This window comes from Brucella sp. NBRC 113783 (genome assembly GCF_040372265.1).
GTDB classification, from domain to species: Bacteria; Pseudomonadota; Alphaproteobacteria; order Rhizobiales; family Rhizobiaceae; genus Brucella; species Brucella teleogrylli.
Genome location: NZ_BAABRX010000003.1, coordinates 760,452 through 775,991, shown reverse-complemented (window position 1 = coordinate 775,991; position 15,540 = coordinate 760,452). Strand labels below are relative to the sequence as shown.

Below are 15,540 nucleotides of genomic sequence, written 5' to 3'. Positions count from 1 at the left end.
GAGCCGCACACACAATTCGCTACCATCGCCTCGAAGCTTTCGATGCATGGAAAATTGCGGCCTGTTTCGCCTGAATATCTACGAGCCCCTGGCCTTTCCGGCCAGAGAAACTTAACGTGACAACACCTAGCGAGCAGCCATGGCAATGTCGGGAACGGTAGTAGTCCCGGCCCAACTTCAACGAAGATTGAGCCGGGGTGCTGTTAGTAGTCGGTGATCTTTTTCATGTAGCGGCGACCGTCCAGCATGACCTGTTCACGTTTCGCCGCCAACTTATAGGCAAATTTCCAAAGAGCATCGAAGAAAATCAACGGCACGAAATATCCCTTGAAAGTGTCATCTATGTCAGCGAGATCGAGTTTCGCTGCATCCAGCACCAACATATTGTCCGGCTCGCCGAAACGGTACAGGAAATCCCGGCCACGCTCGGCCAGCGCACGCGTTTCATCGAGCCCAATCATGACGACGAAGCAGGCATTTTTATCGACGACTTCGAATGGGCCATGGAAGAACTCATTGGCGTGGATAGCTTGCGAGTTGATCCACAGCATTTCCATGAGCACGCAGATGGAGAATGAATAGGCTGCGCCATAAACCGGACCGCTAGCCATGGTGTACACGACTTTTTCGCGGCCATAGCGCTCTGCATATCTGGTAAAGGTTTCATCAAAATGCTGCTGACCGCGTTCAATGGCCGGTTGCAGTGCCGGCAGGCTTTCCAGCAGTTTGGGCAGCAGGCTGGTCTTGTCGCGTAAATCGACAATGCCCGCCAGCAACATGTAAAGCACGCTGTAATTGCTGTCGGCACCATCGATCGGGATGCCGGTGGTGTAGGACGCCTGGTATTGCAGCACGTGGTCGGCGGCGGCGGCGAGCGGCGATTGCGGATCCAGCGTCAGGGAGATTACGCAGGCGCCCCGGCGACGGGCATGTTCTGCCGCCCGCACCGTTTCCTTGGTGGTGCCCGTCTGGGAGCACAGAATGACAATGGCATCGCTGTTGAGGCGACGCGGGTCGCGTGTGACGAACTCGTCGCCATTATAGACATCAGAGGTCAGCAGTCCCGAATGGCGATCCAGAAAATACTTGCCCGGATGCATGATTGACAGCGATCCGCCGCAGGCAACCAGAAACACATGCGAAAAATCCCGCTGCGCAAGCGCATTCAAGGTTTCAGCAATATCGGTAGGAAGTTGTTTGGGCATTCTATTCCTCTTTTCAGCGTCTTGAAGAGCCCGGCTGTGCCGATCGGCAGCCGTTCCGGTCCAGTGCAACATTTCCCGGTACCAATCCCGCGATACGTTGACAGTTCTACTTTAGTGTGCGAACGTTCTCACATCTTGTCAATTGGGAAAATAAGAATGATCAAAATCGCGGCGATGGGCGACAATGTCGTCGATTGTTACATTTCGCGTCGGGAAATGTTTCCGGGCGGTAACTGTGTCAATGTCGCTATCCATATGAGCCGTTTTGGGGCCGAGGCGGCCTATATCGGCGTGGTTGCCGCGGATGCGGCCGGAAGGGTCATTCAGACCGCACTGCGCGACGAGGGGGTCGATACTTCGCATCTGCGTATGGAGGCCACAGGCAAGACGGCCTATTGCATCATTGGTCATCGCGGCAATAATGATCGCTATTTCATCCGCTTTGATCTCGGAGTGTCGATGTTTGAGCCGAGCGCTGCCGATATTCAGTTTGCGCGCCGGTTCGATGCCGTCCATATCGGTCAGTCGAGTGGCCTTGACGGCTGGCTGGATGCTATTGCGCCGCAACGCCTGTCCTATGATTTCTCCATCCGTCGCGACGTGGAACACTATCGACGCATCGGCCCGAAATGCTTTCTGGCCGCTGTTTCGGGCGGTGAGCTTTCGCCGGACGAGGTTACGGCGACCATTGGCTGCCTGCGCGAGAGCGGCGCGGATTGGGTGCTGGTCACCCGCGGCACCAAGGGCGCAGTTCTTGCCGGTGCGCAAGGGGTTTTCCATGCCGAAGCAACGCCGATTGTGGCGGTTGACACGTTAGGCGCTGGCGACAGTTTCATCGCCCGCACCCTTTATGGCCTGGTGAAGGGCGAGGCGCCCGCAACATTGCTACAGGCGGCGTCACGCGTTGCTGCGGCGACATGTGGCCAATATGGCGGTACAGGTCATGCCGCGCCGATTGATCTCGGCGAGCCTATAGCCGAGTTGCAGGATTGAGTCGGCTGCGCATGTCTTTTTGAGGTTAAGGCCGGCCAGATCAACCGGGATGGTGGGCGAGCGAACAGCGCGGCTGCCATTCGGCATGCAGCACAATATCCTGCTGCGCCCGATCGGCGCTATCGAGCCGCTCCAGGACTAGACGCGCCGCGGCTTCGCCAACTTCGAGCAGTGGCTGCCGGATTGCCGTCAGTTTAGGGGTAAAGAACGACATCCAGTCCAGATCGTCGAAGCAGACCACGGACAGTTGCTGCGGAATGGAAATATCGAGTTCGCTGATCGCCAGCATGGCGCCGGCTGACATCAATCCATCGGTGGTAAACAGCGCTGAAGGCGGGTTTTCCCGGGTCAGCAACGCGATGGCGTGCTGGCGGGCAATATCGATCGAATAGCTGCCCACCTGGGCAACGAGACTCGGATCAAAGGCGATCCCGGCTTCCTCATGCGCTTCGATATAGCCGAGCAGACGTTGCCAGCTCGGATAAAGCGATGAAATATCGATTTTCTTGTGCTGGCGGTCGTGAAGAAATGCGTTGAGATTCTTGTAGCGGCCATGCTCGAGTTCCGCCAGTACGCCAATGCGACTATGGCCGTCGAGAATCATTTGGGTCACTGCGGCGTGGGCGGCCTGGCGGCCATTGACGGTCACCGAATCTGCCTTCAATCCCTTGACGCGGCGATCGATCTGGACCACCGGACAGCCGCTGGCAACGACATCGTGCAAGTGCTGCGCCTTGAGAATATCACAGGGCGCAATGATGATGCCGTCGGCCTGCTTTTCGCGCAGAAGATCCACTGCCTCCAGCTCACGATCGATCGATTCATCGCTGTTGGTGACGATCAGGCCAAAGCCGCGCGCACGAACCACATCGGAAATACCGCGCAGAATACTGGCGTAAAACGGGCTTTGCATGTCGCCCGCGACAACGCCTATGGTCTTGCTGCGCCCGGTGATAAGACTGCGTGCCAGCAGATTGGGGCGATAGCCCAGCGTATCAGCGGATTTCTTCACCTTGTCGCGGATTTCTTCGCTGGTATAGCCATAGCCGCCCAATACCCGTCCGGCGGTCGCGGTGCTGACGCCGGCCAGGCGCGCCACATCGGCAATGGTCGTCTTGTCGGCGCGTCGTTCACTCATGTCTGCGCGTTCCTTCCAAGCAGTTGCACGCTGCTCAATACCTGTACCGTTTCATAGGCGAAGTTGGGCCTGATCTCAACTTTCAACTTGACGGATGCGATCAATCAATGGCTATATTGTGAGAACGTTCGCATATCATTATCAGCAACGCAAGTAGAAGACGAGCCTCGCACGGGGATAAAATTCCAATCAAAAGGGGAGATAAATGACCAATCGTCGCAAAACCGCATCCCGGCGCATGATGGTAGCGCTGGCGGCGCTGGCCACGGCCGCCGGCATCACCTCGCTGCATGCCGCACCGATCAAGGCACTACAGGACGCTGTGCCGGAGAATTACAGGAAGGGCGTCAAGATTGCTGCCTTCAATGACTGGCCACCGGACGAGTTTGTCGAAGACGGCGTCCTGAAAGGCTGGAGCATCGACATGGCCAAAGCCATGTCGGAACGCATTGGCGTGACATTCGAATTTACCGCAACCAGTTTCGACGCCATCATTCCGGGCCTGGCCAGCAAGCGTTTTGACGCCGGATTTTCTTCCTTCGGTGTGACGCCGGAACGGCTTGATTCGCTTGATTTCATTCCTCAGCGTAAGGAAGGCACTGCCTATGCCTTCTTGAAAGGCAAGGACTTTTCCATCAAGTCGGAAAAAGATCTGTGCGGCCATAGCGTTGCAGTGATGACAGGTGCCTGGGACTACCAATATCTGAAGGAAAAGAGCGCGGAATTGTGCGAATCCGCCAGTGAGAAGCCGATTAACCTGCAGCAATTCACCACCCAGAACGCCGCCGAACTGGCTGTGTCCTCGGGGCGTGTTGAGATGGTGGCGGCCGGATCGGCAAAAATGCACTATATGGCCAAGATTACGGGGCGCTTCAGCGTATCTGAACTGGTCAGCAATCCGGTCTTCAACGGCATTGGCGTGCGCAAGGGTGATGCGCTTGGGCCAGTTTTCCGTGATGCCATCCAGTCCATGATCGATGACGGCTCCTACAAGGAAATCATGGCAAAGTGGGGCGTTGATGGCGCCGGCACCCTGGAAAAGGCGGTTCTGGTTACTAAGGACAATCCGGAGCCAAAATAGTCAGGGCCGATTGAATGAGAACGCCCGTCAGCCGGCGGCGGTGCGAATACAGCCGCGGTCCATTGCGCAAGGGCCGGCCCGGAACACGGGCCGGCGGGTTTGGTAAGTTCGAATACGAATTTCGCTAAACACGATACGGTAGTCTGGAGTAAATCATGGCAAGAACAGCAAAGACGGTCGCGCATCGGCCGGATATACATAGTGTCAAACCGATACCCGTGCGCCATCCGTCTCGATGGATCACCGGCGCCGTGCTCATTCTGATCGCATTGAGTTTTGTCAATATGCTGGCGACCAATGAGAACCTGCAATGGAACATTGTTGTGCGCTACATGTTTCATCCCGACATTCTCGCTGGCTTGGCGCGCACGCTGTTCCTGACTTTTGCCGCAATGATCTTCGGTTTTGCAATCGGCATCATACTGGCCGTGATGCGCCTTTCGGCCAATCCGGTGCTGCAATGGGCAAGCTGGCTGTGGATATGGTTCTTTCGCGGCGTTCCACCCCTGGTTCAGCTGATTTTCTGGTACAATCTGGCGCTTCTGGTTCCCAATCTGACCATTGGCATTCCGTTCGGGCCGACATTGTGGTCCTGGGACATGAACACGCTGATCACGCCGATGAGTGCAGCACTGCTTGGCCTGTCCTTTACAGAAAGCGCCTATGCCGCCGAAACCATCCGCGCTGGCATCCAGGCGATCAATCCGGGCCAGACCGAGGCCGCCGCGACACTTGGCATGACGCGGTTTCAGATCATGAAGCGCATCGTGCTGCCGCAGGCAATCCGTATTATCATTCCGCCGATCGGCAATGACACCATTTCAATGCTGAAATTCACGTCGCTGGTCAGCGTGCTTGCCTTGCCCGATCTGCTCTATTCGGCGCAGATGATTTATTCGCGCACATATCAGACTATTCCGCTGCTGATCGTGGCTACGATCTGGTATCTCATCCTGTCAACCGCCCTGACTATCATCGAACACCATATCGAGAACCACCTGAAATCCCGGCAGATCACCCGTTCCGCGTCATTCCTGTCCAGACTGCTGCCCTTCAAATTTGCGCTTGGATATCAAAAATGAATGAAACGCCCGCGAGCTTGCCACTGCTGCAGGTGGAAAGACTGACCAAATCTTTTGGCAATCACCGGGTGCTCGACGGCATCGACATAACGGTGGAAAAGGGGGACGTGACCTGCATTGTCGGCCCATCCGGCTCCGGCAAAAGCACATTGCTGCGCTGTCTGAACTATCTCGAAGTGCCGGATTCGGGTGCCGTGTTGCTGGAAGGCGAGCCGATCGGCATGCGTTGGCAGGGTGAGCGGCTTTATACGATGTCCTTCAACGAACTGGCACGCCAGCGCCAGAAAATGGGCATGGTGTTCCAGGGCTTCCATCTCTTCCCCCATAAGACCGTGGTGGAAAACATCATCGAGGCGCCTATGATCGTGCGTAAGATTAGCCGTCAGGCGGCCATTGCTGCGGCGATGAAGTTGCTGGAAAAAGTCGGCCTTACCGAGCGCGCGAATTATTATCCCGACCAGCTCTCCGGTGGGCAGCAGCAACGCGTGGCGATTGCCCGTTCATTGGCCATGCAGCCTCGGCTGATGCTTTTTGATGAACCCACATCAGCTCTTGATCCGGAACTGGTCGGTGAGGTTCTGGCGGTGATGCGCCAGTTGGCCGAAGACGGCGTGACCATGATTGTCGTCACGCATGAAATGAACTTCGCCCGCGAAGTCGCCGACCACCTGATTTTCATGGATGGTGGCGTGATTGTTGAATCCGGCCCGCCTAAAAAGGTTATTGGCAATCCACAACATCCGCGTACTAAAAGTTTTTTGAAGCGCGTGGCGTGACAGGAACGAATGATGATAATTCTCAATGCACAGCAAACCGAAGCCGCGCTCGATTATCCGGGATTGATCGAAGCCTTGCGTCAAGCGCATGCGAGCGGCAAACGACCGCAAAGCGACACGACCGTGCTTCAGGATCGGAAAAGCGCAGACAACCAGTTTGTGTCCCTGGTAGCTTGGCTCGAAGGGGAGGCGGTTGCCGTCAAGCTGGTCGGTGTTTTCCCTGCGAATGTCAAACTTCCTGTGGCCCAACCTTCGATCCAAGGCACGGTAACGCTGTTCAGCGGTCAGACCGGCGAAGCACTCATGGTCTGTGATGGCGCCATTGAAACCTTCAAGAAGACGGCGGCAGATTCGGCACTTGGCGCCAGCCTGCTGGCGCGCAAGGACGCCCGTACCTTGCTGGTGGTTGGTGCCGGGGGGCTAGCGCCCCATGTGGTGCAGGCTCATTGCGCCAGCCGACCGTCGATCGATCAAGTCTTTATCTGGAACCGCAACTTCGACAGGGCGGAAAAACTTGCCAGCCGACTTGACATTGCTGGCGTCGACATCGTTGCCGTGGAGAATCTCGATAACACAGTATCGATGGCGGACATCATATCGTGTGTCACCATGTCGACCAATCCGCTGGTTAAGGGAAAACTCCTCAAAGAGGGCGCTCATGTCGATCTGATCGGTGCCTATATGCCGGACATGCGTGAAGCCGATGATGACGTGTTCCGTCGTGCCGGACGGGTATTTGTCGATACGCGCCATTGCTGTGATGGTTCGGGCGAACTCGGAATTCCGCTCGCCACTGGACTGATCAAGCATGAGCAGATCGAAGCTGATTTGATTGAGCTATGTCAGTCAAAACATCCGGGCCGCAGCGATGATCGCCAGATCACGGTCTACAAGAATGTCGGTGGCGGGCATCTCGATCTGTTTACCGCGCAATATCTGTACAGCACTTTTTAGCGGCGGTGGGGCACGTTTAACACACACGATATTGAACACCGGATGGTTGCGAAGGCCCGTTGTTGACTGGCAATCAAAGCTCTCTACGACCGCTTTACGCATTCATCTTCGCATTTAAAACGTGTCTGTCTGTTTCCAATAGCAGACATTCCGCTGAGCAACTGAAATTAACATTCATTCTGAAGGATCTGTTGCAAACGTTTCGTCAACGAGCATTGATATAGGGTTTCCAGCTCTCTAGAAGCTGGATTATTCGATGTTCAAAGGCCATCATTTCGATAAGTCCGTCATCCTTCTGTGTGTTCGATGGTACCTGACTTACAATCTGAGCTTACGCAATCTGAAAGAAATGATGGCCGAGCGCGGCATAACGATGGACGAATTCGGTCTGCATGATTATGCTCCGCTTAGCGTATTCCCTGGGAATATTTCTGACATTAGATCAGCAATTCACCCGCATTATGCGAACATAAAGAAAACTTTTGCTTAATGCCATCACCGCCAGCGCTTAACTGTGTGGATATCATTACGACGCAGGAAGGCGAATTTTCGCTCATGTTCTGTTGAGAGAGCGGCTGCGTGCGGCACCGCTCCCATAAGGTGGCTAATGTTGGGCGCGGTTCTCTTCACGCTTCCATCCAGACCTGATTGAGTATCCTGGCGGCCAGCGCGGCCTTATCCTGGGGCAGAAATCTCCCATAGTGGCTCGCCACCATGTCCGGCGTATCCTGGATTGCATAGCTGGCCTGTTCGTAGGAGCCGGTTTGCTTCAGAATATGAGTAGCCGGGACGTCCCGGACATTGTGCGGACCATGCGGAAGCAATCCTCTTATCGCGCCGCGGTCCGTATAAGGATTATAGATACCGTATCGCTGAATTGTGAGCCGCCAAGCCTCGTAGAATGTCGTTTGATCATAGTCTGCATCCTTGCTGTTTGTCTTGACTGTTTTGACAAACAGCGTGCCCGGATCGCGGGCATTTCTCAACAAGACCGCCCGGTGCCGTTCAATGTATTCATTCAGGAATTTATAGAGGTCGAGCAGATCGGGTAAAACCAGACGAAACGGCTTCGCACCAAAGAAAGACGAATTTGAATTCTTGAACGCATTGGAAGGTCACTCCTCCGAGAGTGCCGCAATTCTTTCGAGAATAAGCTCGCTTGCATCCAGAATATCTTTAGCAAGCGCTGCTTCCGCGGCCTCCGCATCACGCGCTTGGATTGCTTTCACGACGATATAGTGATCTTCAATCATGTGACGGCCGCCATACTCATATATGCCTGCAATCAGCGGACCCATCTGGAGCCAAAGGGTTCCAAGGATTGTAATCAGCGACGGCATCCGCGCAATTTCTGCAAAAGCCGAGTGGAAAATCTGGTTGCACTCTAGAGCATCTTCCCAGCGCTGCTCCTTAATCGCGATCTCGTTGTCACTAATAATGGACCAGAGCCGGGCAATATCTTCGTGTGTCGCTGCAACAGCAGCGCGGCTGACCGCCAGCCCTTCCAGTCGCACCCGAATATCGCGTATCTCGCAATAGCGTTCCGGTGTCAGGATGGGCACGCGCACGTCGCGCGGTGTTTTCTGGATGAGGGCGTTGTCCTGAATGAGCCGAAGCAGTGCATCGCGAACCGGCGTGACCGATGTGCCCAGCGAAGCCGCCAGCTCGCGAATGGTCAGCCGCGTGCCGGGGGCAAACTTGCCACGCATCAAGGCTTCCGAGAGTTTGCGATAAACGACATCGCCTAGGTTCTCGTGCACTAGAGTCTGCAATTCAGCAATTTTGTGCATGCGTGCGCTCTCCACTAACATCCAATATGGCTTTTTATCATATTTGTAGTTTGATGCATCAAATATGTTGCACGAAGGTAAAGTTATCTATAGCTTCCTTTAAAAGAACGATCAGCCTCCACGATTTCGTGTGTCGACAGCATAAGCTTTGCTGTCTCGGGCTGCATCTGGAAATAAGAGGCCGTAATAGCCGGTCCACCGGCTTTGAAAGGGAATTACATGACGAGACAGCCCAATTCCGTTGAAGCTCGCGACATCGCCTATCATTTCCATTCCAACACCAATGCGCGTCGTCACGAAGAAATCGGCCCAGCGGTGATCGAAAAGGGTGATGGCATCTACGTCGAAGACAATAACGGCAAGCGTTATATCGAGGCGATGGCGGGCCTTTGGAGCGTCGGCGTCGGCTTTTCGGAAAAGCGTCTTGCAGATGCTGCGCACAAGCAGATGTTGAAGCTGCCTTATTCGCACACTTTCACGCACCGGTCGCATCCCCCCGTCATCGAGCTAGCCGAAAAGCTGATCAGCATCGCGCCGGTTCCCATGAGCAAGGTCTATTTCACCAATTCCGGCTCGGAAGCTAATGACACCATCATCAAGATGTTGTGGTTCCGCGCCAACGCCATGGGCCAGCCACAGCGCACCAAGGTCATCGGTCGCAAGCGCGGCTATCATGGTGTGACGATTGCATCGGCAAGCGCCACCGGCCTGCCGGTCAATCACAACTCGTTTAATCTGCCGCTGCCGGGCTTCCTGCATACGACCTGCCCGCATTATTACCGTGATGCACTGCCGGGCGAGACGGTCGATGAATTCACCACGCGTCTTGCCAAGGATCTGGAAGACATGATCCTCGCCGAGGGACCGGAAACGGTTGCAGCCTTCATTGGCGAGCCGGTGATGGGGGCAGGCGGCGTCGTTGTTCCGCCGGAAGGTTACTGGGAAAAGATCCAGGCCGTGCTGCATAAATACGATATTCTGCTGATCGCCGACGAAGTGATCTGCGGCTTTGGTCGTACCGGCAATATGTTCGGCTCGCAGACCTTCAATATGAAGCCGGATATTATGACGCTGTCGAAGCAGATTTCGTCGTCCTATCTGCCGATCTCGGCTTTCATGTTCAATGACCGCGTCTATCAGCCGGTGGCGGATGAAAGTGCACGCCTTGGTGTATTCGGTCACGGCTATACGGGCTCGGGTCATCCGGTTGCGGCTGCGGTTGCGGTTGAAAACCTCAAGATCATCGAAGAGCGCGATCTGGTGACCAATGCGCGTGAAACAGGCGCCTATATGCAAAAGCGCCTGCGTGAATTGGCCGACCATCCGCTGGTTGGTGAAGTGCGTGGCGTTGGCCTGATTGCCGCGCTTGAACTGGTTGGTGACAAGGCAACCAAGGCGCCACACGAAAAAGTCGGCACACTGGGTGGTCTCGCCAATGCGGCGATGTTCGGCAATGGCGTCATCACGCGCAACATGGCCGATGCGATTGCGTTTTGCCCGCCCATGATCATCACGCCTTCGCAGGTGGATGATGTTGTCGCGGCAACGAAGAAGTCGCTGGATGAAACGCTGGCCGCAATCGGTCGGGCTTAAAGGCAAAAATCTGAACGAGCGCACCGGGCTTTAATAGCCCGGTGGCGACATGCATTAAAATGTGATTGGATACATTTGAGGCTTATAAGTAGATTATTCAGCGTCAAATGAGAAAAAATAAAACATAATGTATCCAATCTCATTGACAGGGTGGTCATTCTATATAAGCGTTAACGAATAAAAGAAGGCAAAATCGCCTCACAAAATCAACCGCAGAGGGCAAAATGGGAGCTCGTCTCGATATGAATCTGAAATATGCTATTGGCTCGTCCATACTGGCGCTGGCTGTCTCGTTTTCAGCAACCGCACTTGCTGCAGATGGATCCGGAAAATGGTGGCCCTTCAAGATCCAGTCCGCGAAGGACGGTGATCTGAAGTCGGTCTCTGAAATTGAATACACGCCGCTGGAGAAGGCAGAAAAGCCGTGGAACCTCTGCGTTCTCTATCCTCATATTCAGGATGGCTACTGGGTGTCGGTCAACTACGGCATGGTAGAGGAAGCCAAGCGTCTGGGCGTCAATCTGACGATCTATCAGGCTGGCGGCTACACATCACTTCCCAAGCAAATCTCGCAATATGACGATTGCGTCGCGGCCGGCGCGGATGCCATTCTGATTTCGCCAATCTCGGAAGCGGGCGTCGCTGCGAAGATCACTGAAGGCATGAACAAGGGCATCGTCAATATCGCTGTGGCGAACCCCATTCTCGAAACGCCGATCACTGCCCGCGTCACACCAGACTTCTATCAGAAGGGCTATCAGACCGGCGAGTATGCCAAGAAACTTCTTGGCGACAAGGAAGGGAAAGCAGTTGGTTTCCCCGGACCTCAGGGTTCCGGATGGGCGGAAACCTACATGAGCGGCTTCCGGGATTCCGTCAAAGAAGGCAATATCAAGTTGCTGGCCGAGCAGTTTGGTGAGGCCAGCGTTCCAGCACAGTTGCGTCTGGTAGAAGATGCACTGCAGACCTATCCCGATATGAACGTGATCTGGGGTGGGGCCCCAACTGCCGAAGCTGCGATTGGCGCGGTGGAAGATGCCGGGCGTGACGATGTGATGATCGTTTCGTCCTATGAAAACCAGACGATGCTGGATGCGGTCAAGAGCGGAAAAGTTGTTGCTTTTGCAACTGAGTATCCGGTCATGATGGGTCGTATTGGCGTTGATCTTGCTGTTCGTGCCCTTGAAAAGAAACCGCACGAGAAGGTGCTGCTCGTTTCTCCTGGTATTGTCACGAAGGACAATATCGACAGTTTTGATACGACGCAGATCTTCGCCCCAGCCAATACGCGTCCGGTATTTTCGGTCAACGCCAAGTAGGCTGCGTTTTCAGGCAGTTTCGCCTTTCAACAATGCGACGTCGTCTGGCCTCGAAAGAGGCCGGGCGGGGATCATTGATCGGGAATGAACATGCTTCACATCAAAGGGCTGACAAAGAATTTCCGCAACATTGCCGCGTTGAGCAACGTTGAGCTGCACCTGAAGCCTGGCGAGGTCCATGCGCTTCTCGGTGAGAATGGTGCGGGGAAGTCGACGCTCATCAATTTGATCGTTGGAACTTTCGAGCCGTCGGCGGGTGAGCTGACGGTGAATGGAAAGACCTACAACAAAATGAACCCCGCACTTGCGCGTGAACTTGGTATCGCGTCGGTGTTTCAGGAGTTCAGCCTTGTTCCGGATTTGACGGTACTGGAAAATTTGTTTTTGGCGCGCGAAAAGAGTGGCAGGCTTTTCCTCAAGAAAGCGGCTATGCGCGCCGAGGCCCAGCAGTTGCTGGATGAGCTGGAGTTTAATGTTCCGCTGGATGCGATGGTCGGGCATCTGTCGCGTGCTCAGCGGCAAATGATCGAGATTGCCAAAGCGCTTCGGCTTGACCCTAAAATTCTCATCCTTGATGAGCCGACGGCATCGTTGACTGATGGTGAGGCGGAAAAGCTGTTCCGCACTATCCGGCGATTGAAGGAAAAGGGCGTCGGCATCATTTACGTATCCCACCGCATGGCGGAACTACGCAATCTCTCTGATCGCGTGACAGTTCTGCGTGGCGGTAAATATATCGGAACGGTGAATACCGGTGAGATCAGTGACGAAGGTTTGATCGAGATGATGATCGGACGCCCGGTCTCGGAACTGTTTCCAAAGATCACAACCAGTCCGACCGAAGTTGCTCTGAAGATCGACAGGCTTTCGGTTGAAAACGGTACTGTCGTCGATGCCAGCATTTATGCGCGAGCGGGTGAGGTTGTTGGTCTTGCCGGTTTGGTCGGTTGTGGGCGCTCGGAATTGTGTCGCGCCATCTTTGGTCTCGAAACGATATCGTCCGGACGCGTTGAACTCCATGGCAAAGTGGTAGAGCGTCCGACGCCTCCAGTCATGCTGGACAACCATCTTTGCTATTTTCCTGCAGACCGTGGCGAGGAAGGATTGGCCTTGATCCGCCCCGCCCGCGAGAATGTAACCATGGCTGGCTTAAACCTGCCAAGTCTTTCCATTGGCCCATTCTTCAAGCACAGAAAAGAAGCGTCAGTGGTCGCTAGTCCGCTGAAGGAACTGGCGCTTAGCCCCTTCGATCCCGAAAGGCGTGCGCGAGCATTTTCGGGTGGAAACCAGCAGAAAATCATGCTGGCGCGCGGTCTGATGAAGGATTTCGACGTCTGTATTTTTGATGAGCCCACGGTGGGGATCGATGTGGGCGCCAAGGCCGATGTCTACCGATACATCAAGCGTCTCGTGGAGGGCGGTGCCTGTGTCATTGTCTCCACTTCGGAATTGCCCGAGCTGATCAATCTGTCGACACGCATTTATGTCATGCATGAAGGTCGGATCATGGCGGAAATCCAGGAAAATGAAAAATCCGAAGCGAGCGTATTGTCTCACTATTTTGGGGAAAGCGCCGGGAAGGAACTGATAGCATGACGGATACCGTCGCCCGACAAGCTGCCCCTCATAGCGGGCCGCATTTTCTCCAGCGGTTTATCGCCAGTGGCGGTATCGTGTTTACGTTCCTGGCATTGTCCCTGATCATTACCTCGCTGATAGCGCCGAGCTTTTTGAACCGGCTCAATCTGATCAATGTGATGAGAAATTTCTCATTTCTGGCGCTGCCTGCTCTCGCGCAGATGCTGGTTATGACAATCGGCGGCTTCGATCTCTCGGTTGGTGCTGTCGTTGCCGGAGGAACATTGGTTACAGCCACGATCATGCTTGTCGTGGGACCCATGTTTCCGGGAATGGAACTCTACGTAACATTGCTTGTATTATTGGCTGTCCTCGCACTTGGTGGACTGGTGGGGCTTATTAATGGTGCGTTAGTTGCGACCTTTAACATTTCGCCCTTCATGGTCACGCTGGCGGTGACTTCCATCATCATGGGCGTCGCGCTTTATTTCACGCAAGGTATTCCTGTTTACGGCGTGTTTGACGGCTTTATCAAAGGCATCGGTCGAAATCAGATCATGAACATACCAGTGATCATGATCATCGTTCTTGCCGTCGCGATACTTTGTGTCGTGATGCAGCGTCATACAGCTTTCGGACGTCATATCTATGCGGTTGGCAGCGATCCCCGTTCAGCACTTCTTTCCGGCATCAAGGTCAAGCGTGTGATCGTATCCACTTATGTGCTTGCCAGTGTTCTCGCGGCTCTGACCGGTTTTCTGATGACGGCTCGGCTTGGGTCCGGGCAGGCTACCATCGGCAGCACGCTGGCTATGGAAACAATCGCCGCTGCTGTTATTGGGGGCGTGTCACTGCGTGGCGGGGTAGGGCGAGCGGAACTTGTTGTTCTAGCAGCATTGTTCCTGACGGTGATCGGCAATGCGATGAACCTGCTTCAGATAGACAGTAAATTTCAGACGTTGATGCTTGGCGCGGTGTTGATCGGCGCTTTGGGGATCGAACGTTTGCTTCAGGTGAGGAAATGACCATGTCCGACACCACGACTTCCCGGCCTGTCATCAAAAGATCCATGTCGATTTCACATCGCCTCACCAGCCTGGTTTTGCCGCTTGCAATCCTTGCCACTCTCCTGTTGTTCGGCTTGGTGGAACCGCGCGTCTGGTCGCTCGGCAACATCCAGAACATCGTCGTGCAGGCGAGTTTTCTTGCAATCTTTGCGATGGCGCAAACCTTCGTCATTTTGACACGCGGTTTCGACCTTTCGCTTGGCTTCAATATTTCATTGATCAGCGTGGTTTCGGCCATGGTGATGGTCAATGGTGGTGACGGCACGTCCGTATTGCTTGGAATGGGCGCAGCGCTTCTTGTCGGAGCAGCAATCGGCCTGACGAATGGCGTGCTCATCGCCGGGTTCCAGCTCAACGCTTTGGTGGTGACGCTGGGTATGGCCAATATCATCCTTGCTCTGGCTTCGACTGTCAGCGGTGGCTTCCCGATTACTGGCTTGCCTCCAGTCTTCAACGCTGTGCTCTCGCAAGGAAAATTCCTTGGTCTGTCCGCGCCCATATGGGTGCTTGCATTGGTCTTCATTGTGCTCGGTTTTATCCTGACCGCCACCAAATTCGGTCGTAGTCTCTATATCATCGGTGCGAACCCCAAGGCTGCGCGGGCGGCCGGTATTCGGGCAGCGCCTGCTGTCATCTTGGCCTACACCGTTTGTGGGCTGCTGACGGCCATTGGAGCGATTATGCTGACGGCACGTACAGGCTCTGGCGAACCCAATCTTGGTGGAAATCTCACACTGGAATCCATCGCAGCGGCAGTTGTTGGTGGTGTGCGCCTTACCGGTGGTGAGGGCGGCGTGACCGCAGCCCTGATTGGAGCACTTTTCATCACGGTTCTTTCCAACGGTATGAACCTCATTCAGGTTGATGGCTATCTCCAGCAGATATTCCTTGGCCTCATCATCATCGTTTCTCTGGTCGTCGTACAGCTGCAGACACAGCGTTAGTCCAGGGCTTTCGTATTCGC

At 54.7% G+C, this 15,540-nt stretch carries 13 protein-coding genes and 2 pseudogenes; 11 read left to right on the top strand and 4 right to left on the bottom strand.

Translation table 11 applies throughout. The annotated features are described in order from the left end of the window. Nucleotides 1–203 precede the first annotated feature (203 nt). Nucleotides 204–1,205 (bottom strand): SIS domain-containing protein, encoded by a 1,002-nt coding sequence (locus tag ABWW11_RS14210; RefSeq protein WP_036586989.1) that lies wholly within the window; start codon nt 1,203–1,205, stop codon nt 204–206. Here ABWW11_RS14210 and ABWW11_RS14205 point away from each other — a divergent pair. Then, nucleotides 1,137–2,198, top strand: a complete 1,062-nt coding sequence (locus ABWW11_RS14205) for a PfkB family carbohydrate kinase (RefSeq protein ID WP_319081128.1) — start codon at nt 1,137–1,139, stop codon at nt 2,196–2,198. The genes ABWW11_RS14210 and ABWW11_RS14205 overlap by 69 nt on opposite strands. 40 nt (nt 2,199–2,238) lie before the next feature. Here ABWW11_RS14205 and ABWW11_RS14200 read toward each other — a convergent pair whose 3' ends face one another. Then, nucleotides 2,239–3,336 (bottom strand): LacI family DNA-binding transcriptional regulator, encoded by a 1,098-nt coding sequence (locus ABWW11_RS14200; RefSeq protein WP_109365697.1) that lies wholly within the window; start codon nt 3,334–3,336, stop codon nt 2,239–2,241. Nucleotides 3,337–3,541: 205 nt separating this feature from the next. On the opposite strand from ABWW11_RS14200, the gene ABWW11_RS14195 reads away from it, so the two are divergent. From ABWW11_RS14195 to ABWW11_RS14175, 5 genes and pseudogenes are all read left to right on the top strand, one after another. Beyond that, nucleotides 3,542–4,417, top strand: coding sequence for a transporter substrate-binding domain-containing protein (locus ABWW11_RS14195; RefSeq protein ID WP_109365698.1), 876 nt, complete (start codon nt 3,542–3,544; stop codon nt 4,415–4,417). A gap of 155 nt (nt 4,418–4,572) precedes the next feature. Next, a complete protein-coding gene (locus ABWW11_RS14190; RefSeq protein ID WP_051517825.1) occupies nt 4,573–5,499 on the top strand; it encodes an amino acid ABC transporter permease in 927 nt (308 codons plus the stop codon). Beyond that, the gene (locus tag ABWW11_RS14185) at nt 5,496–6,275 is read left to right on the top strand and encodes an amino acid ABC transporter ATP-binding protein (RefSeq protein WP_319081130.1); all 780 of its coding nucleotides are present in this window, start codon (nt 5,496–5,498) and stop codon (nt 6,273–6,275) included. The genes ABWW11_RS14190 and ABWW11_RS14185 overlap by 4 nt, the downstream gene beginning before the upstream one ends. A 12-nt stretch (nt 6,276–6,287) precedes the next feature. Further along, complete coding sequence (gene lhpI / locus ABWW11_RS14180) at nt 6,288–7,229, top strand: bifunctional Delta(1)-pyrroline-2-carboxylate/Delta(1)-piperideine-2-carboxylate reductase (RefSeq protein ID WP_036586996.1); 942 nt, start codon at nt 6,288–6,290, stop codon at nt 7,227–7,229. Between the two features lie 256 nt (nt 7,230–7,485). Next, a pseudogene (locus ABWW11_RS14175) lies at nt 7,486–7,623 on the top strand (IS6 family transposase); the annotation flags it as partial. A gap of 232 nt (nt 7,624–7,855) precedes the next feature. Here the strand turns inward: ABWW11_RS14175 and ABWW11_RS14170 are convergent. Next, nucleotides 7,856–8,344, bottom strand: a pseudogene (locus tag ABWW11_RS14170) (hypothetical protein); the annotation flags it as partial. Continuing rightward, nucleotides 8,345–9,019, bottom strand: coding sequence for a GntR family transcriptional regulator (locus tag ABWW11_RS14165; protein ID WP_109365702.1), 675 nt, complete (start codon nt 9,017–9,019; stop codon nt 8,345–8,347). Between the two features lie 219 nt (nt 9,020–9,238). Here ABWW11_RS14165 and ABWW11_RS14160 point away from each other — a divergent pair, with 219 nt between their 5' ends. The 5 genes from ABWW11_RS14160 to ABWW11_RS14140 all read left to right on the top strand — a co-directional run bounded on the left by ABWW11_RS14160 (nt 9,239) and on the right by ABWW11_RS14140 (nt 15,520). Then, nucleotides 9,239–10,612: an aspartate aminotransferase family protein gene (locus ABWW11_RS14160; RefSeq protein WP_109365703.1), complete on the top strand. Its 1,374-nt coding sequence runs from the start codon at nt 9,239–9,241 to the stop codon at nt 10,610–10,612. A gap of 224 nt (nt 10,613–10,836) precedes the next feature. Beyond that, entirely contained in the window at nt 10,837–11,931 is a 1,095-nt protein-coding gene (gene torT, locus ABWW11_RS14155; RefSeq protein WP_244597018.1) for a TMAO reductase system periplasmic protein TorT, read from the top strand. A 90-nt stretch (nt 11,932–12,021) separates the two neighbouring features. Continuing rightward, the gene (locus ABWW11_RS14150) at nt 12,022–13,527 is read left to right on the top strand and encodes a sugar ABC transporter ATP-binding protein (RefSeq protein ID WP_109365705.1); all 1,506 of its coding nucleotides are present in this window, start codon (nt 12,022–12,024) and stop codon (nt 13,525–13,527) included. Further along, nucleotides 13,524–14,534, top strand: coding sequence for an ABC transporter permease (locus ABWW11_RS14145; RefSeq protein ID WP_109365706.1), 1,011 nt, complete (start codon nt 13,524–13,526; stop codon nt 14,532–14,534). The genes ABWW11_RS14150 and ABWW11_RS14145 overlap by 4 nt, the downstream gene beginning before the upstream one ends. A gap of 2 nt (nt 14,535–14,536) precedes the next feature. Next, nucleotides 14,537–15,520 carry an ABC transporter permease gene (locus ABWW11_RS14140; RefSeq protein ID WP_109365707.1) on the top strand — a complete coding sequence of 328 codons (984 nt, stop codon included), beginning with the start codon at nt 14,537–14,539 and terminating at the stop codon, nt 15,518–15,520. Nucleotides 15,521–15,540 lie beyond the last annotated feature (20 nt).